The organism is Nonomuraea sp. H19 (assembly GCF_052068215.1).
Lineage (GTDB): Bacteria > Actinomycetota > Actinomycetes > Streptosporangiales > Streptosporangiaceae > Nonomuraea.
In genome coordinates, this window is sequence record NZ_JBQHCV010000001.1 from 423,067 (window position 1) to 447,132 (window position 24,066).

Annotated in this window: 20 protein-coding genes; 11 read left to right on the forward strand and 9 right to left on the reverse strand. The window is 69.3% G+C overall.

Annotated features, from left to right (window positions below; genetic code table 11):
* The first annotated feature begins 9 nt into the window (after positions 1–9).
* On the forward strand, positions 10–1,437 hold the full coding sequence (gene ahcY, locus ACTMTI_RS01990) for an adenosylhomocysteinase (RefSeq protein WP_441117830.1): 1,428 nt from the start codon (positions 10–12) through the stop codon (positions 1,435–1,437).
* Positions 1,438–1,791: 354 nt separating this feature from the next.
* Entirely contained in the window at positions 1,792–3,027 is a 1,236-nt protein-coding gene (locus ACTMTI_RS01995; RefSeq protein WP_441117831.1) for an adenosylhomocysteinase, read from the forward strand.
* Here the strand turns inward: ACTMTI_RS01995 and ACTMTI_RS02000 are convergent.
* Positions 3,024–3,671, reverse strand: a complete 648-nt coding sequence (locus tag ACTMTI_RS02000) for a DUF305 domain-containing protein (protein WP_441117832.1) — start codon at positions 3,669–3,671, stop codon at positions 3,024–3,026. The genes ACTMTI_RS01995 and ACTMTI_RS02000 overlap by 4 nt on opposite strands.
* A 166-nt stretch (positions 3,672–3,837) precedes the next feature.
* Between ACTMTI_RS02000 and ACTMTI_RS02005 the strand changes: the two genes are divergently transcribed.
* Positions 3,838–5,220 carry an LVIVD repeat-containing protein gene (locus tag ACTMTI_RS02005; protein ID WP_441117833.1) on the forward strand — a complete coding sequence of 461 codons (1,383 nt, stop codon included), beginning with the start codon at positions 3,838–3,840 and terminating at the stop codon, positions 5,218–5,220.
* Positions 5,221–5,300: 80 nt separating this feature from the next.
* Positions 5,301–6,680 (forward strand): LVIVD repeat-containing protein, encoded by a 1,380-nt coding sequence (locus ACTMTI_RS02010; RefSeq protein ID WP_441117834.1) that lies wholly within the window; start codon positions 5,301–5,303, stop codon positions 6,678–6,680.
* A gap of 30 nt (positions 6,681–6,710) precedes the next feature.
* On the opposite strand, the gene ACTMTI_RS02015 is transcribed toward ACTMTI_RS02010, so the two are convergent.
* On the reverse strand, positions 6,711–7,637 hold the full coding sequence (locus ACTMTI_RS02015) for an RDD family protein (RefSeq protein WP_441117835.1): 927 nt from the start codon (positions 7,635–7,637) through the stop codon (positions 6,711–6,713).
* Between the two features lie 51 nt (positions 7,638–7,688).
* Here ACTMTI_RS02015 and ACTMTI_RS02020 point away from each other — a divergent pair, with 51 nt between their 5' ends.
* Positions 7,689–8,681 (forward strand): stage II sporulation protein M, encoded by a 993-nt coding sequence (locus ACTMTI_RS02020; protein WP_441117836.1) that lies wholly within the window; start codon positions 7,689–7,691, stop codon positions 8,679–8,681.
* 20 nt (positions 8,682–8,701) lie between these two features.
* Here the strand turns inward: ACTMTI_RS02020 and ACTMTI_RS02025 are convergent, their stop codons facing one another.
* The 5 genes from ACTMTI_RS02025 to ACTMTI_RS02045 are packed head-to-tail and all read right to left on the reverse strand — an operon-like array spanning position 8,702 to position 14,419.
* Complete coding sequence (locus ACTMTI_RS02025) at positions 8,702–10,075, reverse strand: DUF58 domain-containing protein (RefSeq protein ID WP_441117837.1); 1,374 nt, start codon at positions 10,073–10,075, stop codon at positions 8,702–8,704.
* Between the two features lie 40 nt (positions 10,076–10,115).
* Positions 10,116–11,063, reverse strand: a complete 948-nt coding sequence (locus ACTMTI_RS02030) for an AAA family ATPase (RefSeq protein WP_441118141.1) — start codon at positions 11,061–11,063, stop codon at positions 10,116–10,118.
* 28 nt (positions 11,064–11,091) lie between these two features.
* Positions 11,092–12,279 carry a DUF4350 domain-containing protein gene (locus ACTMTI_RS02035; RefSeq protein WP_441117838.1) on the reverse strand — a complete coding sequence of 396 codons (1,188 nt, stop codon included), beginning with the start codon at positions 12,277–12,279 and terminating at the stop codon, positions 11,092–11,094.
* Positions 12,276–13,160 (reverse strand): DUF4129 domain-containing protein, encoded by an 885-nt coding sequence (locus ACTMTI_RS02040; protein ID WP_441117839.1) that lies wholly within the window; start codon positions 13,158–13,160, stop codon positions 12,276–12,278. Before ACTMTI_RS02040 ends, ACTMTI_RS02035 begins: the two co-directional genes overlap by 4 nt.
* A gap of 2 nt (positions 13,161–13,162) precedes the next feature.
* Positions 13,163–14,419 carry a glycerophosphoryl diester phosphodiesterase membrane domain-containing protein gene (locus ACTMTI_RS02045; protein ID WP_441117840.1) on the reverse strand — a complete coding sequence of 419 codons (1,257 nt, stop codon included), beginning with the start codon at positions 14,417–14,419 and terminating at the stop codon, positions 13,163–13,165.
* Positions 14,420–14,688: 269 nt separating this feature from the next.
* Here ACTMTI_RS02045 and mtrA point away from each other — a divergent pair, with 269 nt between their 5' ends.
* The 6 genes from mtrA (at position 14,689) to ACTMTI_RS02075 (ending at position 21,827) form a co-directional block, all read left to right on the forward strand.
* Positions 14,689–15,366 (forward strand): MtrAB system response regulator MtrA, encoded by a 678-nt coding sequence (gene mtrA, locus ACTMTI_RS02050; RefSeq protein ID WP_043620615.1) that lies wholly within the window; start codon positions 14,689–14,691, stop codon positions 15,364–15,366.
* Positions 15,367–15,384: 18 nt separating this feature from the next.
* On the forward strand, positions 15,385–17,130 hold the full coding sequence (gene mtrB, locus ACTMTI_RS02055) for an MtrAB system histidine kinase MtrB (RefSeq protein WP_441117841.1): 1,746 nt from the start codon (positions 15,385–15,387) through the stop codon (positions 17,128–17,130).
* The gene (locus tag ACTMTI_RS02060) at positions 17,117–18,874 is read left to right on the forward strand and encodes an LpqB family beta-propeller domain-containing protein (protein ID WP_441117842.1); all 1,758 of its coding nucleotides are present in this window, start codon (positions 17,117–17,119) and stop codon (positions 18,872–18,874) included. The genes mtrB and ACTMTI_RS02060 overlap by 14 nt, the downstream gene beginning before the upstream one ends.
* An 80-nt stretch (positions 18,875–18,954) precedes the next feature.
* Positions 18,955–19,662: a ComF family protein gene (locus ACTMTI_RS02065; RefSeq protein ID WP_441117843.1), complete on the forward strand. Its 708-nt coding sequence runs from the start codon at positions 18,955–18,957 to the stop codon at positions 19,660–19,662.
* A gap of 628 nt (positions 19,663–20,290) precedes the next feature.
* Positions 20,291–20,956 carry a ribosome hibernation-promoting factor, HPF/YfiA family gene (gene hpf, locus ACTMTI_RS02070; protein ID WP_441117844.1) on the forward strand — a complete coding sequence of 222 codons (666 nt, stop codon included), beginning with the start codon at positions 20,291–20,293 and terminating at the stop codon, positions 20,954–20,956.
* A gap of 172 nt (positions 20,957–21,128) precedes the next feature.
* Complete coding sequence (locus ACTMTI_RS02075; protein WP_441117845.1) at positions 21,129–21,827, forward strand: response regulator; 699 nt, start codon at positions 21,129–21,131, stop codon at positions 21,825–21,827.
* 41 nt (positions 21,828–21,868) lie between these two features.
* On the opposite strand, the gene ACTMTI_RS02080 is transcribed toward ACTMTI_RS02075, so the two are convergent.
* Together ACTMTI_RS02080 and ACTMTI_RS02085 are read right to left on the reverse strand one after the other, a co-directional pair.
* A complete protein-coding gene (locus ACTMTI_RS02080; RefSeq protein ID WP_441117846.1) occupies positions 21,869–23,068 on the reverse strand; it encodes a winged helix-turn-helix domain-containing protein in 1,200 nt (399 codons plus the stop codon).
* Between the two features lie 598 nt (positions 23,069–23,666).
* Positions 23,667–23,987, reverse strand: coding sequence for an HGxxPAAW family protein (locus ACTMTI_RS02085; protein ID WP_441117847.1), 321 nt, complete (start codon positions 23,985–23,987; stop codon positions 23,667–23,669).
* Between the last annotated feature and the right edge of the window lie 79 nt (positions 23,988–24,066).

Consider the following 24,066-nt stretch of genomic DNA (forward strand, 5'->3'; position numbering starts at 1 on the left):
GGAAACCCGATGGACTTCAAGGTCGCAGACCTTTCACTTGCCGACTTCGGCCGCAAGGAGATCCGGCTCGCCGAGCACGAGATGCCCGGCCTCATGGCGGTTCGCAAGGAATATGCGGCCTCCCAGCCCCTTCGCGGCGCCAAGATCATGGGCTCCCTGCACATGACGATCCAGACGGCCGTTCTCATCGAGACGCTGGTGGCGCTGGGCGCCGAAGTCCGCTGGGTCAGCTGCAACATCTTCTCCACGCAGGACCACGCCGCCGCCGCGGTGGTCGTCGGCCCCAACGGCACCGTTGACGACCCGCAGGGCGTGCCGGTGTTCGCCTGGAAGGGCGAGACGCTGGAGGAATACTGGTGGTGCACCGAGCAGGCCCTCAACTGGCCGAACGGCGACGCCCCCAACATGATCCTCGACGACGGCGGCGACGCCACGCTGCTGGTGCACAAGGGCGCCGAATACGAGAAGGCCGGCGCCGTGCCGGCCGCCACCGCCGACGACCCTGAAGAGTGGCACGTCATCATCGACCTGCTCACCCGCACGGTCGGCGCGGACAAGAAGTGGACCAGGATCGCCGAGAGCATCAAGGGCGTCACCGAGGAGACCACGACCGGCGTGCACCGTCTCTACGAGATGCACAAGAACGGCCAGCTCCTCTTCCCGGCCATCAACGTCAACGACTCGGTCACCAAGTCGAAGTTCGACAACAAGTACGGCTGCCGCCACTCGGTCATCGACGGCCTCAACCGGGCGACCGACGTGCTGATCGGCGGCAAGGTGGCCGTGATCTGCGGCTACGGCGACGTCGGCAAGGGCTGCGCCGACGCGCTGCGCGGCCAGGGCGCCCGCGTCATCGTCACCGAGATCGACCCGATCTGCGCGCTCCAGGCGGCCATGGACGGCTTCCAGGTCACGACGCTGGACGAGGTCGTCGGCATCGCCGACATCTTCGTCACCGCCACCGGCAACTTCAACATCATCACCGCCGCGCACATGGCGAAGATGAAGCACCAGGCGATCGTGTCGAACATCGGCCACTTCGACAACGAGATCGACATGGCAGGGCTCGCCCGTACCGAGGGCGTCGTCAGGAACAACATCAAGCCGCAGGTCGACGAGTGGGTCTTCGCTGACGGGCACTCGATCATCGTGCTCGCCGAGGGCCGGCTGATGAACCTCGGCTGCGCGACCGGGCACCCGAGCTTCGTCATGTCCAACTCGTTCACCAACCAGGTGATCGCACAGATCGAGCTGTTCACCAAGACCTCCGAATACCCGATCGGGGTCTACACGCTGCCCAAGCACCTGGACGAGAAGGTCGCCCGCCTGCACCTGGACGCTCTCGGCGTCAAGCTGACCGAGCTGACGAAGGAGCAGGCCTCCTACATCGGCGTCCACGTCGAGGGCCCCTACAAGTCCGACCACTACCGGTACTGATTTCCATCTTCCGTTGGGTGCTCCATTGCTCTTCGGAGCGCCCAACACTCAGATGCATGTTTTACGGCAGGCCAAGTCACTCGCACTCACCGACGTTGCCTCCCGTCATGGCCGGTCGTGAAGGCGATCTCATGAGCTTCCTTTACGGTCGCCCAAGGTCACCGCACGCGCCGCACGCGGCTGCCGTCTGTCATGGCCGGTCGTGAAGGCGATCTCATGAGCTTCCTTTACGGTCGCCCAAGGTCACCGCACGCGCCGCACCAGCTACCGTCTGTCATGGCCGGTCGTGAAGACTCACGGGGGCTCGCCGTTACGAGCGTATTGTTGGCCATGTTCTTCGGTTAGAGGCAACCCATGGACGTCAGTGAAAGCGGTGAGCGGCAGATTTCCTGGGCTGCTCGTTCGATGCCGGTGTTGACCGCGATCGGTGAGCGGTTCGCGCTCGAACGGCCGCTGGAGGGGTTGAGGATCGCGGCCTGCCTGCATGTCACCGCCGAGACCGCTGTGTTGATGGGGGCGTTGAAGGCGGGTGGGGCCGAGATCGCGCTGGCCGCGTCCAATCCCCTTTCCACGCAGGATGACGTCGCTGAGGCGTTGCGGGGTTATGGGATCGCCGTGCATGCGCGGGCCGGGGTGGATCGGGCCACCTACTACCGGCATATTCATCAGGCGCTCGACTTCGGGCCGGATCTCGTTCTCGATGACGGATGCGATCTCGTCAATATCCTGCACACCGAGCGGACTGATCTGCTTGAGCGGGTGAGCGGGGGGTGTGAGGAGACCACCACCGGGATCATCCGGCTGCGGCAGATGGCGGCCGAGGAGGCTCTGCGGTTTCCCGTCGTGGCCGTCAACGACACGCGGACCAAGCGGATGTTCGACAACCGGTATGGGACCGGGCAGTCCACGCTTGACGGGATCATGCGGGCCACCAACACCATGCTGGCCGGGCGGACTGTCGTGGTCGCCGGGTTCGGGTTCTGCGGGCGTGGGGTGGCGGAGCGGGCCAAGGGGTTCGGGGCGCGGGTGATCGTGACGGAGATCGATGCGGTCAAGGCGCTCGACGCGACCCTGCAGGGTTACGAGGTGCGGCCGATGGCTCAGGCGGCGCTGACCGGCGATCTGTTCATCACCGTGACCGGAAACCGGGACGTCATCAGGGCCGAGCACCTGTCTGTCATGAAGGACGGGGCGATCCTCGCCAACGCGGGGCACTTCGACGTGGAGATCGACGTGCGGGCGCTGGACGAATTGGCCCACGAGGTGCATCGGGGTGTGCGGCCCAATACCGATGAATATGTCATGCCCGACGGCCGACGGCTGCTGCTGCTCGCCGAAGGGCGCCTGGTCAACCTCACCGCCGCGGAAGGGCATCCGGCGGCGGTCATGGACATGTCGTTTTCCGCGCAGGCCCTCGCCGTGGCCTGGCTGGCCGGTGAGCGGGCGAACCTGGCGCCCGGCGTCTACGACGTGCCCGAGGCGATCGACCATGAGGTGGCCAGGCTCAAGCTGAACGCCACCGGCATCGCCATCGACACGCTCACCGCCGAGCAGGAGGACTATCTGCACTCCTGGCGGGTGGGATCTTAGAGAGCCGCCTGCATCTCCTGCATGCGGCGGATCTCGGCTGACTGGGTGACGCTGACGTCGGCGGCCAGTTCCTCGATCCTGATGTGGGAGCCGTTGGTCAGCACCTGCTCGGACATCGTGATCGCGCCCAGGTGGTGGTTGATCATGAGCTGCAGGAACTGCCGGTCGAAGTCCTTGCCCTTGGCCGCCTTGAGCGCCTCCACCTGCTCGGGCGTGGCCATCCCCGGCATGCCGGCGTGCGCGGCGTGGTGGTCGGGCACTTTCTGGTCCAGGCCGCGTAGCCAGGTCGTCATGAACTGGATCTCCGGCCCCTGGGCCGCCTGGATGCGCTCCGCCAGGCTCTTGAGCTTGGCCGAGTCCGCTCTGTTGGGGGCCAGCAGTGCCATGTCCAGGGCCTGGCGGTGATGGATGATCATGTCCTGGACGTACTTGACGTCGGCGGCGTTCGCGGTGGGTGAGGGGACGGCGCTGGCCGCCTCGCCGGGCGAGAGGGTCTTGGCCTGCTCGCCGGGACGTCCGGGGACGATCACGGGCGCGGTCGAGTCGGCCCGCGGGGGCTGGGGTGGCGTGCTTGAGGTGCAGCCGGAGAGAGCGAGGACAGCGCCGAGGACTGGGCCTGCTACGACGATGAGCGCGGCGCGCACCCAGCCTCCCTGACTGACTTGTTGGAGAATGCGCACTTTAAGGGAAAAACCTGCTCAGGGAAAGGGGGCGAATCGCAACAAAATTTGACAGGTTGGACGCTGGCCTGCGGAAGCCGAAGGGGGCGAGGATTACGTAGGTTATGCCCCCTTTATAGGAGGTTGCCCCGTGTTCACCCCCCGCAGAGCCCTCATCCTGCTGGCGGCGGTCGTGGCGCTGGCGGGCACCACCCTGCCCGTCCAGGCCGCGGACATACCCGCCCCTGGCGAGATCGTCATGAGCCCCAACATCAAACATGTCACCAACGTGCCCAAGCCAGAGGTCCTTACCGACATCCACACGGACATGGCGTTCCAGGGCGACTACGCCTATGTCGGTAACTACCAGGGCTTCTCCATCTACGACATCAAGAACCCGAAGCAGACCTCGCTGGTCAGCTCCCTGGTCTGCCCGGGCGGCCAGATGGACGTGTCCGTCTACGGCAACCTGCTGTTCGGGTCCGTCGACTCCTCACGCAACAACGACTCTTGCAACAGCACCCCGCAGAGCGCCACGATCAAGGAATCGTGGGAGGGCGTCCGGATCTTCGACGTCTCGGACAAGGCCAACCCGAAGTACATCAAGTCCGTTGAGACGAACTGCGGCTCGCACACGCACACGGTGGTGCCCGACCGGTGGCGCCAGAACGTCTACATCTACGTCTCCTCCTACAACCCGAGTGACACGTTCCCGGACTGCAAGCCGCCGCACGACCTGATCTCGATCATCAAGGTGCCGCTGCGGGACCCGGCGGCGGCGACCGTGATCGCGACGCCGAACCTGTTCCCCGACGGCGGCTACGGCGGCGTGCAGCAGCCTTTCCCGAACGGCAAGTCGGCGACGACCGGCTGCCACGACATCACCGCCTACCCGGAGAAGGGCATCGCCGCGGGCGCCTGCATGGGTGACGGCATCCTGCTCGACATCCGCAACCCCGAGCAGCCCAAGGTCACCGCGACCGTGCGCGACGAGGTGAACTTCGCCTTCTGGCACTCGGCCACGTTCAACAACGCGGGCACGAAGGTCATCTTCACCGACGAGCTCGGCGGCGGCACCAGGGCCACCTGCAACGAGGCCATCGGGCCGGACAAGGGCGCCAACGCGTACTACGACATCGTGGACGGGCAGCTCGTCTTCAGGAGCTACTTCAAGATCGCACGCCACCAGGCCGACACGGAGAACTGCGTGGCTCACAACGGCTCGCTGATCCCGGTCAAGGGCCGCGACATCATGGTGCAGGCGTGGTACCAGGGCGGGATCTCGGTGGTCGACTTCACCGACTCGGCGCACCCGCAGGAGATCGCCTTCTTCGAGCGCGGCCCGGACAACACCGCACCGGCGCTCAGCGGCGGCTTCTGGTCGGCGTACTACTACAACGGCTACATCTACGGCTCCGACTTCAACCTGGGCCTGGACGTGCTGAAGATCAACGACTGGCGGACGAACAAGGCCAACGGCGTCAGGATGCGCTCGCTCAACGCGCAGACGCAGGCGTCCTACCCCGGCCACTGATTTCCATCAGGCGGCGAGGACCCGGACCGGGTCCTCGCCGCATGCTTCATCGGGACATGCTTGATCAAGGAGGCTCCCGAGTGTCCAATCCGCGCCGTACTCTCATCGCAGCCGCGGCGGCCTTCGCGTTAGCGCTGGCGGGAACGCCCGCGCTGGCCGCCGACATTCCGCCGCCCGACACCGTCGTCACCAGTCCCAACGTGACCCACGTCGGCAACATCCCCAAGCCCGCCCCGATCGCCGGCACGATCAACACCGACATCGCCTTCCAGGACGGCTACGCCTACGTCGGCAACTACGGCGGCTTCTCGATCTACGACATCAGGAACCCCAAGAAGGCCACGGTCGTCAGCTCCGTCGTCTGCCCTGGCTCCCAGATGGACGTCAGCGTGTACGGCAACCTGCTGTTCGCAGCCGTCGACTCCTCGCGCAACAACGACTCGTGCCAGAGCCAGGGGCAGTCTGCGACGATCAAGGAGTCGTGGGAGGGCGTACGCATCTTCGACGTCTCCGACAAGGCCAACCCGAAGTACATCAAGGCCGTCGAGACCAACTGCGGCTCCCACACCCTGACCCTGGTGCCGGGCAAGGGGCGCGACCGGTACAAGAACGTCTACCTTTACGTCTCGTCGTACCTGCCGGCCGCGAACTTCCCCGACTGCCTGCCGCCGCACGACAAGATCTCGATCATCAAGGTACCGCTGCGGAACCCGGCCGAGGCCGCGGTCGCGGCCACCCCGGTCGTCTTCCCCGACGGCGGCAACGAGACCCAGCCGGGCCTGCTGGTGCCCACCAGCGGCTGCCACGACATCACCGCCTACGCCGAGAAGGACATCGCGGCGGGCGCGTGCATGGGCGACGGCGTGCTGTTCGACATCTCAGACCGGCTGAACCCGAAGGTCACCGCCAGGACCACCGACCCGAACTTCGCCTTCTGGCACTCGGCCACCTTCAGCAACGACGCCAAGAAGGTCGTCTTCACCGACGAGCTCGGCGGCGGCGGTGCGGCCACGTGCAACGAGGCGACAGGGCCGAACCGGGGCGCGGATGCCATCTACGACATCTCGAACGGGCAGTTCACGCTCAAGAGCTACTTCAAGATCCCGCGCCACCAGGCCGACAGCGAGAACTGCGTCGCGCACAACGGCTCGCTGATCCCCGTCAAGGGCCGCGACATCATGGTCCAGGCGTGGTACATGGGCGGGCTGTCGGTGTGGGACTTCACCGACGCCGCCAACCCGCGGGAGATCGGCTACTTCGAGCGCGGGCCGCGGGCGGCCGGCGGCGGAGGCGGCATCTGGTCGGCCTACTACTACAACGGCTACATCTACGGGGCCGACTTCCACGAGGGCCTCGACATCGTCAAGATCACCGATCCGCTCACGAACAGCGCCAATGACGTCCGTACTGGCCGGTTGAACGTGCAGACCCAGGAGTCGTACAGATCCTGGGGGCACTGACGATCCATCCCCGCCGTTGGTGCTGAAGGTTCACTGCGGTGGCGCGAACCCGCCCGGAGTCGCTTGCGGCGGCTCCGGCGCGGGGGGCCGGGGCGGGGCGTATGGTCCCGGCTGCGCGGGCGGCATGTGCGGTCCGGGCGGCTGGGGCGGCGCCGGATATGCCCCCTGGTACGGCCCCGCCTGGTATGGCCTCGGCTGTGGCCGGCCGTTGGCGCGCTGGGCGAGGCGGGCTTCCTCGCGACGGCGGCGCTCGGCCAGGACGGCGCTCAAATACGCGTGCGGCGGCACCCCGGGCGGCGCGGCAGGCGAGACGAACGCCGCGGTCTGGGTCGCGATGCGTATCCCCATCTCGTGCTGGACCTGCGGCGACAGGTCGTGCCAGCGCAGCAGGTATTGCCGCGCGGCCTGCGCCACCTCGTCGGGGAGCTGGGAGAGCTCCAGCGTGGCCGCCCAGGTCGCCAGCGGTGGCGGCATCATGATGAGGTGCCCCCTGCCGCGCGGCGCCCGGTCGGAGATCACGATGGTGCCCGCGAACACGTCACCGAGCCGCTTGCCCCGCTGCGAGACCAGCGAGGAGATCAGCGCGGGCGCGCCGGAGAGCAGCCAGAACTCCACCACCCCCGCCAGCCCGCGGAACAACGCCTGCCTGAAACGCTCAGGGCTGCCGTCGTCGCTGACCACACGGAGCCCGAGCGCCAGCTTGCCGAGGCTGCGTCCCCTGCTGAGGGACTCGAACAGCACGGGATAGCCGACCATCACCAGCACGAGCAGCACGATCATGACGGCTCCCAGCATGGCCGGGTCCGAGATGACGGCGAATGCTCCCAAAAGGGCGTACGCGCCGACGAGCACGGTCAGCTGCACGGCCATGTCGATGACGATGGCCAGGGCGCGGGAGGGCATCTGCGCCACCCGCACCTCGACGACGACGGCGTCGCCGGTCACAACCTCTGACATATGTGGAGCCTAACGGCTGTGTACACGTGATCGAGCGGCCAGAATGTTCGGGTGGACATCGATGCGTTCGTCACGGCACACCGCCCGGTCTGGGACCGGCTCGACCACCTGGTCAAGAACCGCTCGTCGCTGACCGGCGCCGAGGTGGACGAGCTGGTCGACCTCTACCAGCGGGTGGCGACGCACCTGTCCATCGTCCGCTCCTCGTCCGGCGACGCCATGCTGACCGGGCGGCTGTCCGCGCTGGTTGCGAGGGCCAGGTCCGCAGTGACCGGCGCGCACACGCCCGCCTGGCGGGAGCTGGTGCGATTCTTCACGGTGTCGTTCCCCGTGGTGGCCTACCGGGCGCGGTGGTGGTGGCTGGCCAGCGGGGTGGCGTTCGTGGTGGTCGCGTGGGTGATGGGCGCGTGGGTGGCGGCCAACCCCGAGGTGCAGGCGTCGATCGCCTCGCCTGACGAGATCACGCAGCTCGTCGAGCACGACTTCGCCGACTACTACTCGGAGAACCCGGCGGCGTCGTTCGCCAGCCGCGTGTGGATCAACAACGCGTGGGTCTCCGCACTGATGATCATTTACTCGGTGCTGCTGGGCCTTCCGATTCCCTACGCGCTCTACGCGAACGCCGAGAACGTCGCCGTTTCCGGCGGCCTGATGGCCTCTCGCGACAAGCTGGACATCTTCTTCGGGCTGATCATGCCGCACGGGCTGCTGGAGCTGACCGCCGTGTTCCTGGCCGCGGCCGTGGGCATGCGCCTGGGCTGGACGGTCATCGACCCCGGGCCGCGCAGGCGGGTCGAGGTGCTGGCCGAGCAGGGCCGGGCGGTGATGAGCGTGGCGCTGGGGCTCGTCGTGGTGCTGTTCGTGTCGGGGCTGATCGAGGCGTTCGTGACCCCGTCGGGGCTGCCGACCTGGGCGCGGGTCGGCATCGGGGTGCTCGCCGAGGTGGTCTTCCTGACGTACGTGATCGTCTTCGGCCGCCGCGCCCTGAGCCGGCACGAGACCGGCGACATCGAACGCGCCCCCGACGTCGCCCCGACCGCCTGACGACTTCCCGCCGCCCGCTCCTACAGCCGCCCCGCGGCCTTCAACGCCAGATACGCGTCCGCGAGCGCGGGCGCGATGTCCTCGGGCGGCGCGTCCACGACCTCCACCCCGTGCCGCCGCAGCCGGGCGGTGATGCGCCGCCGTTCGAGCTGGGCGTGCTCGGCCGCCGCCGCGTCGTAGACTTCCTCGGCCGACTCACGGCGCGCCGCCATCGCCGCGACCCGCGGATCGGAGACCCCGGCCACCAGCACCAGATGGCGCGATGACAGCTGCGGCAGCACCGGCATGAGCCCCTCGTCCAGGGACGCCGAGTTCAGGTCGGTCAGCAGCACGACCAGGCAGCGGCGTTTGGCCCGCGACAGGATGGCCGCCACCATGCCCTGTGAGTCGGCCTCGATCAGCTCCGCCTCGATCGGCGCCATCACGTTGACCAGCGACGACAGCAGCTCGGTCCGCGACGCCCCGCTCACCCAGGCACGTACCGCCCGGTCGTAGGCCAGGAAGTCCACCTGGTCGCCGGCCCGGGCGGCGAGCGCGGCCAGCAACAGCGCCGCGTCCATCGACCAGTCGAGCCGCGGCCAGCCGGGCGCGGGCCGCGGATCCGGCCTGACCAGCAGCCCGCCGCCGCTCGCCGGGGCCCCGGCCAGGGGGATCGGCGCGGCGCCCACGCGGCCGGCCGAGGTGCGGCCGGTGTCGAGCACGATCAGGACGCGGCGGTCGCGTTCCGGGCGCCAGGTGCGTACCACCACGTCGTGGCGGCGCGCGGTGGCCCGCCAGTCGATGGAACGCACGTCGTCGCCCACCACGTATTCGCGCAGCGAGTCGAACTCGGTGCCCTGCCCGCGCACCAGCGCCGGGTGCTGGCCGTCGAGCTCGCGGAGCCGGGCCAGCCTGGAGGGCAGGTGCTTGCGCGACAGGAACGGCGGCAGCACGCGTACCGTCCACGGCGCCTGGTGGCTGCCCTGGCGGGCGGCCAGGCCGAGCGGGCCGAGCGAGCGTACGGTGACGGCCACGGACGTACGGTCGCCGCGCCTGGCCGGGTAGAGCGTCACGACGATCCGGCGGCGCTCGCCCTTGGGCACGTCCAGCTTGGCGACGCGGGGAGTGGCGCCCGCGGAGGGCGGCCAGGCGTCCCTGAGCACGCCGCGCACGCGCCTGGTGCCCGGGTTCTCCACGATCAGCTCGACTGTGGCCGGCTGGCCCAGGCGGACGAGGGTGTCGCCGGAGCGGTGGAACCGCAGCGGCCGCACCGGGCCCGCGAACACCAGGTCCACGACGATCGCGGCGGCCAGCAGCAGGCAGACCCCGGCCAGCGCGGCGCCGGGCTGCGGCGCGAACAGCACCACCACGATCCCGAGCGCCGCGACCAGCCCGGCGCGTCCCGTCAGAGCCATCAGCGCACCACCGCCTGTGCGGTGCGTCCCGTCAGAGCCATCAGCGCGGGACCGGGACCGAGGCCAGGATGCCGTCGAGCAGGCCGTCCGCGGTCGCCCCCTCCAGCTCGGCCTCGGGCCTGAGCTGGATGCGGTGCCGCAGCGCGGGCCTGGCCAGCGCCTTCACGTCGTCGGGCGTGACGTAATGCCGCCCGGACAGCCACGCCCACGCCCGTGAGGCCGCCAGCAGCGCCGTCGCGCCACGCGGGGAGACGCCGAGCTGCAGCGACGGAGAGTTCCTGGTGGCGCGGGCCACGTCCACGATGTAGCCGAGCACCTCGGGCGCCACGTGCACCTTCGCCGCCGCCTCCCGTCCCGCCGCCAGGTCGTCGGCGGTGGCCACGGCCTTGATCTCAGAAAGGTCGCGCGGGTCGAAGCCGCGGGCGTGCCGCTCCAGCACCGCGATCTCCTGATCGCGCGGCGGCAGCGGCACGGTCAGCTTGAGCAGGAACCGGTCCAGTTGGGCCTCGGGGAGCTGGTAGGTGCCTTCGTACTCGACCGGGTTCTGGGTCGCGCACACCACGAACGGGTCCGGCAGCGGCCTGGCCGTGCCCTCCACGCTGACCTGCCGCTCCTCCATCGACTCCAGCAGCGCCGCCTGCGTCTTCGGCGGCGTACGGTTGATCTCGTCGGCGAGCAGCAGGTTCGTGAACACGGGACCCTCGCGAAACTCGAACTCCGCGGTCTTCGCGTCATAGATCAACGACCCGGTCACGTCACCCGGCATCAGGTCGGGCGTGAACTGCACCCGCTTGAAGTCCAAGGCCAGGGCCGCCGCCAGCGTACGCACCATCAACGTCTTGGCCACGCCGGGCACGCCTTCGAGTAGCACGTGGCCCCTGCACAACAGCGCGATGACCAGCCCCGTCACCACCGCGTCCTGCCCCACCACGGCCTTGGACACCTCGGCACGCAGCGCGGCGAGCGCATCCCTGGCCGAGTCCGCCATCGGCACGCTTGTCACGCGGAAAGTCTCCTCAGAGTTCACTGACCTGCCTTTCGATGAAGTCCACGTATCCGGCCAGGGCGACGAGGCCGGTGTCGTCGGTGGGCGGCGGCCCGTACAGTGCCGCGCCGACCTGGTGCGGGTCCTGCCCGGTACGGGCGGCGAGCGCCGCGACGACCTCGTGTGGGCCCGCCCCCGAGCCCAGCCCCAGCCTGGGCGTCAGCCGGTCGATCGCGCCCGCGCGCAGCGAGTCCGCCGCCCGCTGCCTGGCGCGCCTGGCCCGGTAGAGCCGGCCACGGCCCTCGACCGTCTCGGCCGCCCGTACGATGACGGGCAGCTTCTCCGTCACCACGGGCCCCAGGCGGCGGCCCCGCCAGAACGCCAGGATCGCCACCGCGATGATCGCCATGTAGACGGTCCAGCGGATGTTGTCCGGCATCAGCTCGTACATCGACTTGCCCCGCTCGCCCGGCAGGTCGCCGACCGGCGGCTGGTCCGGCTGCACCAGCCAGGTCACGGGCCTGCCGGTGCCGATCAGGTTGAGCGCGAGCGCGGCGTTGCCGTCCTCGGCCAGGCGCTGGTTGGTCATGAACGCGCCGTCGCCGACGACCGTCGTGACGCCGCCCGCGTTGGGGTAGCTGACCAGGGTGTACCCCCCGTCGGGGGCCGGGTAGCACCCCGTGGCGCCGGGTGGGGGGTAGAACGCCGTCTGGCCGATGTACGCGCTGCCCGCCAGCGTGGCCGCCGGCAGCCGGCACTCGGGCTCGCGGGAGCGGGTGCGTACGATTCCCGGGCGGCTGTGCAGGCCGGGGGCGAGGACGCTGAGGCCGATCTGGTCGCCGACGATCAGACGGTCGCCCTGGATCCTGGCCAGGCTGTACTCGTCGAAGTACGTCATGTCGGTGATCAGCAGCAGCCGGTTGCCGGTCGCCGCCTTGTCGGCCGCGGCCTCCACGGAGTCGACCCTGTCGACGGTGACGCCGCGGGCACGCAGCAGCTCGGCCAGCGCCTTGGAACCGGCCAGCGAGGTGTCGGCCGGGTCCAGCGGGCGGGACGGTCCCCGTTCCCCGCTGAGCAGGACCCCTATGACCGCTATGAGCACGACGATCGCGCCGAGCAGCACGATCATGCGGCTGGCCCGCCAGGTGGAGCGGGCGGTGGGGGAGGTGGCATACGACCCGCTGGGCGCGGTGACAGGACGCGCGACCACATCGCTCACGACGTCCCTCCCTCGGGCTCGTCGGTGCGATCTCCCTGCGCCCCGCCCGCCGACGCTCCTCCCGGCGGTCCTGCCGGCGGCTCGCCAGGAGGGCCCCCGACCGGCGCGCCAACCGTTCCGGCCGGGCCTCCGGCCGGACCTCCGACCGGGCCTCCGGCCGGACCTCCGACCGGGCCTCCGGCCGGACCTCCGACCGGGCCTCCGGCGGGGCTGCTCGGCGGGATGCCGGTGCCGACTCCGGCGCCTACCGGGACGGCGAGCGGGATCGGGCGGGCCTGGCGGAGTTGGGTGTCGAGGGCGCTCATCGCCTCGTAGGCCTCCCGGGTCCCGGGCACGCCGCCGTACGTGACGTCGTCGAAAGAGCGGGCCGCGGCCGCCAGCTCGGTGGCGAAGCCGGGCAGCGCCACCGCCGCCTCCGCCGCCAGCTCGTCGGCCGTGCGCCCGGGCATGCCGTCGACCAGCGCGCGTGCCTCCAGGTCGCGGGCGATGGCCCGGAGGCGCTCCTGGATGGCCTCGCTCCAGCGCCCGTCGGCGGCCAGCCGTTCGGCCGCCTGCCGGTGCTCGTCCGCGGTCATCGCGCGCTCGCCGAACAGGTCGCCCACGCCCGGCGCCCTCTTCCGCGCGGTCTTGCGGAGCTGCCACGAGATCAGCACGATCACCGCCAGAATGATCAGCACGATCACCACGGCCGCGATGATCCCGCCGGCGGTGCCACCGCCGGTGGCCGCGTCCACCAGGTCGCCGAGGAACTGCATGAACCGCCGGTAGAGCTGGTCGGCCAGCGACTCCTTGTCGTATTCGGGCTTGATGAGCTCCTCAGCGGCCCGGCGCGCGGCCTCGTCCCTGTCGATCGGAGAGCCCGAGCCGACGAATGCGAGCACGCTCACGACCTGGCGGAGTTGGACGGGTGCCAGAGCTCGTCGGCCGAGGCGTGCACCCAGCCCTGGCGCTGCTGCTCGATGGCCGCCGTCTGGAGCACGAGGTCGAACGCCTCGCTGCGCATGCGCCGGTCGGCGTAGAGCAGGCCGGCGACCCCGGCCTCGAACGGATAGGTGAACATCGCGCTGAGCGTGCCGCCGATCGCGATGAGCACGGCCGAGACGATGGCCGTGGCCACGGAGCCCGCGCCGAACATGCCGAACAGCGTGCCCGCCACCGTGAACGGCACCGACAGGATGCCGGCCACGACGCCGACCAGCAGAGAGGTGAGCAGCAGGATGCCGAAGACCCGCCAGAAGTCGCCGGCCACCAGGTGCCACGAGCGGCGCATGGCCTCCAGCGGGCCCCTGCCCTCCAGCACCACGGCCGGCGAGGCGAAGGCGAAGCGGGTCCTGAAGAACAGGGCGTAGGCGACGTACGCGATGCCGAGCACGACCGTGAGCCCCAGCAGCCAGCCCCAGGAGTCGGCGGAGGTGTTCGTGGCGATGGCCACGACGAGCAGCACGAAGACGATCAAGGGCACCAGCATGATGACGGCCATCAGCCCCACGACGCCGAAGAGCGCGGGGATCCTGCCCTTGACGAGTTGCCACGCCTCGCCCGCGGTGATGCCGCCGCCGAAGACCGCGCGGCCGAGAATGCGGGTCAGCACGCCGGTCAGCAGGGTGACCACGACGAACTGGACCATGTAGGAGACGACCGTGGGGCCCCACTGCGTGGCGAAGCCGTACACGCCGGTGAGCTCGTCGGGGTCGGCGTTCGAAGGGTCGGCCAGCACCCCGCCCAGGGAGTTGAGCATGAGCGCCTGGCCCACGGCCAGAGGCACGGCGGCGAGCAGGGCGGCGACGGCGGACAGGCCGAGCACCGCCTTAGGGTTGGACCGGATCAGCTTGATCGTGCCGTCGAGGATGTCGCCCAGTCCCAGCGGGCGCAGCGGGATGATGCCCGGTCGCAGCGCCGCTGGGGGCGGCATGTAGCCGTAACCTGGTTGCGGATGGGACGGATATGGTGTTTGGGGCCCGGGTCCGTAGGGCGGCTGCTGTGGCGGCTGCCCGTAGGGTGGCGGCGGCTGCCCGTAGGGCACCTGCTGCTGCGCGCCGGGCGCGGTCCACGGAGAGGCCGGCGGGGCGCTGTAGGGCGGGGGCTGTTCGGCCGACCAGCCGGATGGCGTCTCGGGCGTGGGACCGTGACCGTCTGACATATCCCAATCCTGGCATGCTGGACGGGCCATTGGTGTCACAGAGCGGATTCGCCGCCTCATCTTGCCCGCATTCTGTGGCGAATCGGGTCTAGCTTCACATCCGGGGATGGCAGAAAGTTGCTCTGTTACCGCAGACTTGAGATTGCGGTCGCGGGGGCGGACCCAAATTCGCCTTTTGCAGGACTCAGGTCCCACTCATGGGCCCACCAAGGGTAACCTTCAGCGATCGTGCGGGTATGTCCCACAATGCGTAGAACGAATGAGGGGCCATGAAAGGTCGCGTGCTGGTCGTCGACGACGATGCCGCTCTCGCCGAGATGCTGGGGATCGTGCTGCGGGGCGAGGGGTTCGAACCGTCCTTTGTCTCCGACGGGGACAAGGCCCTCGACGCGTTCCGGGATACACGCCCGGACCTGGTGCTGCTCGATCTGATGCTGCCGGGGGCGGACGGCATCGACGTGGCGCGCAGGATCAGGGCGGAGTCGGGGGTTCCCATCGTCATGCTCACCGCCAAGAGCGACACGATCGACGTCGTTCTGGGGCTGGAGTCCGGCGCTGACGACTACATCGTCAAGCCGTTCAAACCGAAGGAACTCGTCGCCCGGGTGCGGGCGCGGCTGCGCCGTACCGACGAGCCGACTCCCGAGATCCTGCAGATCGGCGACATCACCATCGACGTGGCCGGGCACTCGGTCAAGCGGGGCGAGGAGACCATCAACCTCACGCCGCTCGAGTTCGACCTGCTCGTCGCGCTGGCCCGCAAGCCGCGCCAGGTGTTCACCCGCGAGGTTCTGCTCGAGCAGGTCTGGGGCTACCGGCACGCGGCCGACACGCGACTGGTCAACGTGCACGTCCAGCGGCTCAGGGCGAAGATCGAAAAGGATCCGGAGCATCCGGAGATCGTGGTGACGGTCCGCGGCGTAGGCTATAAAGCCGGCCCCGCTTAACCGTCACCCCGCTCTGCCATGCCCCCGACGAAGAAGAAGAGATCACGCCGACGGACATTCCGCCAAATACTCGGTGGAGTCCGTCGGCGGGTGCGTCGTGCGGCGGGCAGGGTGCGCAGCGTCTGGCGGCGCTCGCTGCAGCTCCAGGTGGTCACCAGCACGCTGGTGATCTCCGTCATCGTCGTGGTGGTGCTGGGGACGTTCCTGTCCACGCAGATCAACAAGTCCGTCATCGAGAGCAGCCAGCGCTCCTCCGTCAGCGAGGCGCGCGCCGACCGCCTGCAGATCGCCGACGCGCTGACCCCCGAGACCGACGACCCGACCGTGCCCGCCGAAGGCGGCAACGTCTCGAGCAACCCGCTCGACGACGTCATGGACACCGTCACCGGCTCGGGCGAGGACGGCTCCAAGAAGCGCTACGACGTGCTCATCCTCGACGTGGGCAGCCCCGGCCAGTCGCGGGCCTCCGGCACTCTCGTGCCCGCCGACGTGCCGCACAGCCTCAGGACCGCCCTGAAGCGCAAGGTGGAAAAGGGCGAGTACGACAAGACCATCGTCGCCATCGAACGCGTCACGCTCGCCGGCCAGAGCCAGCCCGTGCTGACGTATGTGGTCGGTGGCGTGGTCCACCAGTCGTCCACCGGCCAGAACTACGAGGTCTACCACTTCTTCCCGCTCGACGGTGAAGAGGAGCTGCTGTCCAATGTCAGGCTCGCCATCGTCGTGGTGGGCCTCGGGCTCGTCCTGCTGCTGGCCGCCATCGCCTACCTGGTCGCCCGGCAGGTCGTCACGCCCGTCCGGCTGGCGCGGCAGGCCGCGGAGCGGCTGGCGTCCGGCAAGCTGGACGAGCGGCTGAAGGTACGCGGCGAGGACGACCTGGCCCGCCTGGCGAACTCGTTCAATGAGATGGCTTCGAACCTGGCGCTGAAGATCCACCAGCTTGAGGAACTCTCGCAGGTCCAGCGGCAGTTCGTCTCGGACGTCTCCCACGAGCTGCGCACGCCGCTGACGACCGTGCGGATGGCCGCCGACCTGCTCTACGACGCCCGCGAGGACTTCGACCCGATGGCCGCCCGCTCCGCCGAGCTGATGCAGGCGCAGCTGGAGCGGTTCGAGTCGATGCTGGCCGACCTGCTGGAGATCAGCCGTTACGACGCCGGCGCCGCCACGCTGGACCTCGACCCCGTGGACGTGCGCGACGTGGTGCTGCGGGCGATCGGGGACTCCGAGGCGCTGGCCGAGCGCCACGCGACCCGCTTCGAGCTGCGGCTGCCCAACGAGCCGTGCATGGCCGAGATCGACAACCGCCGGGTCGAGCGCATCCTGCGCAACCTGCTGTTCAACGCCATCGAGCACGGCGAAGGCAGGGACATCGTGGTCACCGTGGGCGCCGACCGGGACGCCGTGGCCGTCGCCGTACGCGACCACGGGATCGGGCTGAAACCGGGCGAGGACACCATGGTCTTCGACCGGTTCTGGCGGGCCGACCCGTCGCGGGCCAGGACCATCGGCGGCACCGGGCTCGGGCTGGCGATCTCGCGCGAGGACGCCACGCTGCACGGCGGCTGGCTGCAGGCGTGGGGGCAGCCGGGCGAGGGCACGCAGTTCAGGCTGACGCTGCCCAGGATGGCGGGGGCCGACCTGAAGGGCTCGCCGCTGTCGCTGGTGCCGCCGGAGATCGAGATGCGGCGCACGTGGCGCGGGGCCATGACGCCCGTGCTGCTGCCCGCGACCGGGGACGGGGCGCTCCATGACGAGGACTAGCCTGCGCGCGTCCTTGGCGAGGACCAGGCGGATCGGGGCCGTCGTCGCGATCGCGGCCGCTGTGGTCTGCGCGGGCTCCGGCTGCACCGTGATCCCCGTGAGCGGCCCGTACACCGTCCCCGACGCCGGCGGTGGGGACCCGCTGACCAAGCCGTTCCAACGCATGATCGCCACCGACCCCCAGCGCGATTGGGGGCCCGAGGACACCATCAAGGGCCTGCAGGCCGCGATGGCCGCCTACGCCGACGACCCGACGATCCTGCCCCGATACCTGACCCCCGAGGCCCTGGCCGACTGGACCCCCTCGGGACCGGTCACGGTGGTCGACGACGCGCCGACCTGGCAGTTCGGGCCGCGGGGCGGCACGGAGGCCGTACAGAAGATCACACTCGAGGCCAAGCAGGTGGCCCGCATCGACGAGGACGACACGTACGTCCCTCTGTCCGGCAACTGGGAGCGGTCGTTCGAGCTGGTCAAGGCCCAAGGGGGCGGCTACCGCGTCAGGAGCCTGCCCGACGGGCTCGTGCTGACCCGGTCCGACGTGGATCGGGCGTACCGGGCGACCAAGCTCTACTACCTCAACGGCAGGACTCAGGACCGGCTCGTCGTGGACAACGTGCGGCTGCGGCTGAAGCCGACGGAGAGCTACGCGCAGCTCATCCTGGAGCGCCTGCTCAAGGATCCGAGCGCGGTCCTGCAGGGCGCGGCGACCACGAGTTTCCCGCACGGCACCAAGATCGAGTCGGTCAGGTGGTCGAGCGAGGAACGGGTGGTGATCAACCTGTCCGGGTCGCTCGACCCCTTGGATCTGGGTCGCGAGGCCACCCTCATCGCCCAGATCAGGTACAGCCTCAACAACAACGACGTCGCCAAGGGCCGCAGCATCGACGTCCTGGTGAACGGGGAACCGTACTCCAGCTATGAGCCACCCGACCTCGACCCGGACTGGCTGGACAACGGCGGCAACAACGCCTTCTACGTCAGCAAGGGCGCGGTCCACTACATGACCACGGAGGGCCCGGGCGGCACCGTGCCGGGACCGGCCGGCCAGCCCCGCGACGGCTACTCCGAGTTCGCCATGTCCAACCAGGGCGCCATGATCGCCGCCGTGACCTCGACCGGCATCTCCGTGGCCCACCTCACGCAGGAGGGGCAGTGGCAGGAGGTCATCCAGGGCGACGACCTGACGGCGCCGTCGTGGCATCGGGACGGCTCGCTGTGGACGTTCGACCGCAAGAACGGGGTCGTGCTCCGGTACGACCCGGCCAGCGGGCGGGGGCCGGAGCGGGTCGCCGCGCCCGGGCTGAAGGGGCTGGACGTCACCAGGCTGCGGATCGCCAGGGACGGGGTGCGGGTGGTGGTGACGACCGGCAAGAACACCGTCCAGCTCGGCGCGGTCACGGACGCGGGCGGGCTCATGCTGAGCAACTTCCGGCTGCTGACGTCGACCGTGGTGGGGGACGAGATCCAGGACGTCGCCTGGCGGGATGACGAGCGCCTGCTGATGCTGGTCAAGAGCAAGGCGGGGCCGGTACTGAACGAGATCGACATCGGAGACGGGGAGGTCAGCGAGATTTCGCTGAAGGCTCCGCTCAAGTCCGTCGCGGCGTTGAACGAGCGCGTCCTGGCCGCGGCGGACGCCGAGAAGGGGGACGGCACCGAGATCGTGGAGCTCGGCCCGGATCAGAGCTGGACCACCAAGATCTCTCCCGATGCCGAGACCCCGATCTTTTCGCTGGGCTGACACCTCGGCCGTGCTCCAGCCTCTGAGGAGCCGATCGGCGCCGTCGCGGCGGACGGCGCCGGCCGGGCGGGGAATTGTCGGTGGCGGGCGGCATCCTGATCCGCGTGCTGAGCGCCGTACTCGACCTGGTCCTTCCGCAGACCTGCGCGGGCTGCCGCGCCAAGGGCGCGCGTTATTGCGGGCGCTGCCTGGCCGAGCTGACCGCGCACCCGGCCAGGCGCCTGCCCCGGCCCCGGCTGCCCGGCACGCCCGACTGCTGGTCGGCGAGCACGTACGAAGGGGCGGTGCGCAAGGCGATCGTGGCCTACAAGGAGCGGGGCGCGGTGGCGCTGGCGGGCGTGCTGGCAGAGGCCCTGGTGTTCACCGCCGTCATGGCCATCGGCGGCACCGGGGCGCTCTGGGCGGGCGGGAGGTTCGCCGTCGTGCCCGTGCCCAGCAGACGGGGCAGCGTGAGCGCCAGAGGGCACGACCCGGTGGGGCGGCTGGCGGGACTGGTGGCGGGGCGGCTGCGGGCATACGGCCTGGCGGCCGAGCCTTGGGCGGCGCTGAGCCAGGCGCGGAGGGTGGCGGACCAGGCGGGCCTCAACTCCGCTGAGAGGGCCGCCAATCTCGCCGGGTCACTCCGGGTGGGAGGAGCCGCGAAAGGGCCTCCAGTGGCCTGTGTGCTCCTTGTGGACGACATCGTGACGACCGGCGCCACCCTGGTGGAGGCGTCGAGGGCACTGCGGTCGGCAGGGGTGCGCGTGCCGCTGGCGGTGACCCTCGCCGCGACACGCCGAAGATCTTGAAAAGCATTACGGTGACAATCCGTAAAGAAAGATCCAAAGCAGAACCCTCACCTGAAGGCCACATGTCACTTGCCTCAGGAAGGCGGCGGGGCAGCTCAGTGTGCGGAAGCGCCGCGCTCATAGGGGTTGCCGATCGGTTAAATAGGGCATCAAGCGGCGCTCTCGGGCTTTGGGAAAATAACGGAAAGTGATCCTTTGGCCGATCCCCCGGCTGACATTCGTGCTGGATACGGATAGCGTTCTGACATGGCACCCGTTCGGGTCCGTGGTTGCGCAGGGTCGGGGTTCCCGGCTCTGCTAGCCGATGCCAGCCGCAGGCAAAACGGTCCACGTAAGGCGACTCTTTGTCGACCGATCACGGTGCGGCTTAGGGGTAAGTCCTGCCTTCCCGAGGGGTCAGATGCCCCTCGTCAGGAGAGAAGGGCAGTAGTGGTGACAGAGCTGCGAAACCCTCAGCAGGCGGATGTGGGGTCGAAGACCAGGTCGGCCGGGCGGGTGCCATGCGAGTTCCCGGTGACCAGGAGTCGGAAGAGGGCAACGGTGGCAGAAAGGCAGACAGAAGACCCCGTCCGACATGCACCTCGTCGGGCGCTCTTGCTCAGTCGTTAGACGGAAGGGGGGCTGTTGCATGGACATCATCGTCAAGGGCCGGCACACAGGAGTGAGTGATCGGTTCCGCGACCACGTGACGACCAAGCTGGCCAGGATCGAACGTCTGGACAACAAACTCATCCGGGTTGATGTGGAGGTGTCGAAAGAGCGCAATCCGCGCCTCGCTGATCAGCGCGAGCGCGTCGAGCTCACCATTCACTCGCGAGGACCGGCCATCCGGGCCGAGGCCTCGGCCGACGACCGATTCACAGCCCTCGACATCGCCCTCGACAAGCTGGAAGGCCGTCTCAGGCGGCTGGCCGACCGGCGCAAGGTTCATCACGGCAACCACTGCCCGCCCTCGGTGGCAGAGATCACCGCGACGATTCCTGACGTCGCCGACCTGGCGCCCCGAACCGAACGCACTGCCCCTGAGCAGGTCGAGCCCGACGAGGACGAGCTGCTACGGAGCGACAAGCTCTACGACGACATCGTCCCGATCGAGATGGACGGCGAAGGGCCGCTCATCGTGCGGGAGAAGTTCCACAGAGCCGAACCCATGACCATCGACCAGGCCCTGCTCGAGATGGAGCTGGTCGGACACGATTTCTACCTGTTCCGTGACAAGGAGAGCGGCCAGCCGAGCGTCGTCTACAACAGACGCGGCTACAACTACGGCGTGTTGCGGCTCGTAGAGCCCTGATCGTGCGCTAAAAGATCTTCTCGACCACCCGAGAACCGCGGCATACGTGCCATCATTGCGGTTCAACGGCTCTGGCCCCCCGACGAGGAGGAGACGTGAGCGAGCTCAGTCAGGTTCAGACGGGCGAGCGAAGCGAGGGAAAGGCAGCCGCGAGGCGGATCAAGGAGGCCTCGTGAGCGACTCTGGCGAGGCTCGCACGTCATCGAGCGAGCCGATCCGCGTACTGATCGTTGACGATCACGAGCTGATCAGGCGGAGCCTGGCGCTGGCGCTGGCGGCTGAGCCCGACATCGAGGTGGTCGGTGAGGCGAGCGACGGGCAGGAGGCGGTCGAACTCGCCGATCGCCTCATGCCCGACGTCGCCCTCATGGACGTGCGCATGCCGCGGCAGGACGGGATCGAGGCGACGAAGGGCATCAAGGCCTCCGTTCCGAGCACCCGCATCATCATGCTGACGGTGAGCGACGAAGAGGAAGACCTCTTCGAGGCCATCAAGGCGGGAGCCACCGGCTACCTGCTCAAGGACGTCCAGATCAACGACGTCCCGGCGGCGGTGCGCGGCGTGCACGAGGGCCAGTCGTTAATCAACCCGGCCATGGCGGCCAAGCTCATCAGCGAGTTCGCCAACATGAGCCGCAAAGAGGCCGAACGCCCGCCGCAGCTCCCCGTGCCCCGGCTGACCGAACGCGAGATGGAGGTCCTGCGGCTGGTGGCCAAGGGCATGAACAACCGCGAGATCGCCAAGCAGCTGTTCATCTCCGAGAACACCGTGAAAAACCACGTCCGCAACATCCTCGACAAGCTGCAGCTGCACTCGCGGATGGAAGCGGTGGTGTACGCGGTGCGGGAGCGCATGCTGGAGATCACGTAGCGGCGAGGGTGTGTGCCGCCGGCGCGCGTGCCGGAGAGTGCTCACTTCACCGCATTGGCCATGGTCAGGATCGGCACGAGCTCCGGTGGGTCGGCGCGTTCGACGCGTACGGCGTCGCAGCCCACCCACTCGGCCGCCGACCACAGGGCGTCCCGTAAGGCGTCGGCCCACTTGGCGGCCGAGAGCCCCGGCTCCAGGCTGAGCTGCCTGGCCACCAGCGTGGACCCTTCGCGGGCCGGGTCGACGCGGCCGATCAGACGGCCGCCGGCCAGCACCGGCATCGTGAAGTAGCCGTGGACCCGCTTGTGCTTGGGGACGTAGAGCTCCAGCGTGTAGCGGAACCCGAAGACCCGCTCGGTGCGGCCGCGGTGCCAGATGAGCGAGTCGAACGGCGACACCAGCGTCGTGCGGTGGCGGCCGCGCGGCTCGGACTCCAGGGCCGCCGGATCCGCCCAGGCGTTGGCCTGCCCCTTCTTGCCCGGCCAGCCCGTGACGGTCACTGGCGCCAGGCCCGCCGCGCCGCTGAGCAGGGCCTCGTCGAGTATCGCCGCGTAGCGGTTTTTGAGGCGCAGGAAGTCGATCAGGTCGGTCCTGTTGGCCACGCCCAGTGAGCGACCGGCGATGCCGGCCAGCCGTACGATGCACTCCTCGTCGGACAGGTCGTCGGCCAGCAGGCCGGCGGGGACCACGCGCTCGGCCAGGTCGTAGACGCGGCGCCAGCCGACGCGGCGGGTGCAGACGAGCTCGCCGATGTCCAGGAGCCACTCCAGGCCGATCTTGGAATCCGACCAGTCCCACCATGGGCCGCCGTTCTTGGCGCCGCCCACGTCGGTGGTCGTCAGCGGCCCCGACTCGCGCGCCTGCTCCAGGAGCTTTTCCACGCCGTCAGGGACCTCGTGCCAGCGGTAGCGCCTTTCGCGGAACGCCCGGCGCCTGAACGCGTAGAGCGGCCAGTGCTCGATGGGCAGGATGCAGGCGGCGTGGCACCAGTATTCGAAGCTCTGGGCGGGATTGTGCCAGTAGGCGCGCTCGACCGTGGTCCTGCCCACCGCGCCCAGGCGGGCGTAGGCGACCAGTTCGTGGGAGCGGGCCAGGACCGAGATCGTGTCGAGCTGCACGGCGCCCAGCCTGCGCAGCATGGCGTGCGCCCCGCCCTTGCGTGCGTCGGCGCCGATCAGGCCTTGCGAACGCAGGATGATCCGGCGTGCCTCGTCGGCCGTCAGGTCGATCGAATCGGTCATGGGAGCATGTCCGTACGGCTGTGCATGGGGAGCAATCTAGCGATGGGCACCGACAAAACGCCGAGACCGCCTGCCCACATGCGTCCCCTGCCCGTCGCGTCGCTTGCTCTGCCCACTGCGTCGCTTGCTCTGCCCGCCTCGTCGCTCGCTCTGCCGCGCGTTGCTCGCTCTGTCACCGCGTCGGCTGCGGTGCGACGCTCCGCTGAGCCAGGACAAGGCGCCTGGCATTCACGCTTCCGCACGGCCGGCGGACATGATCGGCCGACGCTGTCGAGCGCTCGGCCGCGCCGAAGCGGCGACGAGGCACAGGCAGGCGGTGGATGACAGACGCGGTGCTGGGTGTGGCCACTGCCCATGAGTCTCGGGGCAGGCAGTGCCGGAGGGCCCGGTGCCGGAGGGCCCGGCGACGGACGGGCCCGGCGACGGACGGGCGTGGCGACGACGGGCGTGGCGGTGCCGGAGGGTCCGGCGATGGGCGGGCATGGCGACGGACGGTGTGCCTGGCGTGGCGACGGACGGTGTGCCTGGCGAGCGGTGCGGTGGGAATGGAGAAGGCGGGCAGCCCATGGGGTCGGGTGCCCGCCTGGTGAAGCCTGCCTCAGCGATGATCCTCGGCGCGCATGCCCACGCGGGGCGCGTCGATGACCACGTCCGAATAGATATCGAAGACGAGGGCGAGGATGCCGCCCACGACGAACACCCCGGCGCCGATCCAGATGAGCGTCCAGCTAGCGGCGGTCATCCCGAAGCCGGCCACGGTGAATCCGGCCACCATGACCGTCACTGCCAGCCACGATGACGCACGCCCGCCGTGACTGCCGAGATTCTCCGTATGCTCCGACTTCTTCCCCTCAACCATGACAAATCCTTCCTTTGCCGGATACCGCGCTATTGCTGCGAGCCGGCGCTCAACCGGCATACCCTCTGCCTTGCCCCCATTCTCCCAGACGCGTCCTGCGGCCTCGCCGTCGCGGTGGCTGTGTCTGGTTGCTGAACCG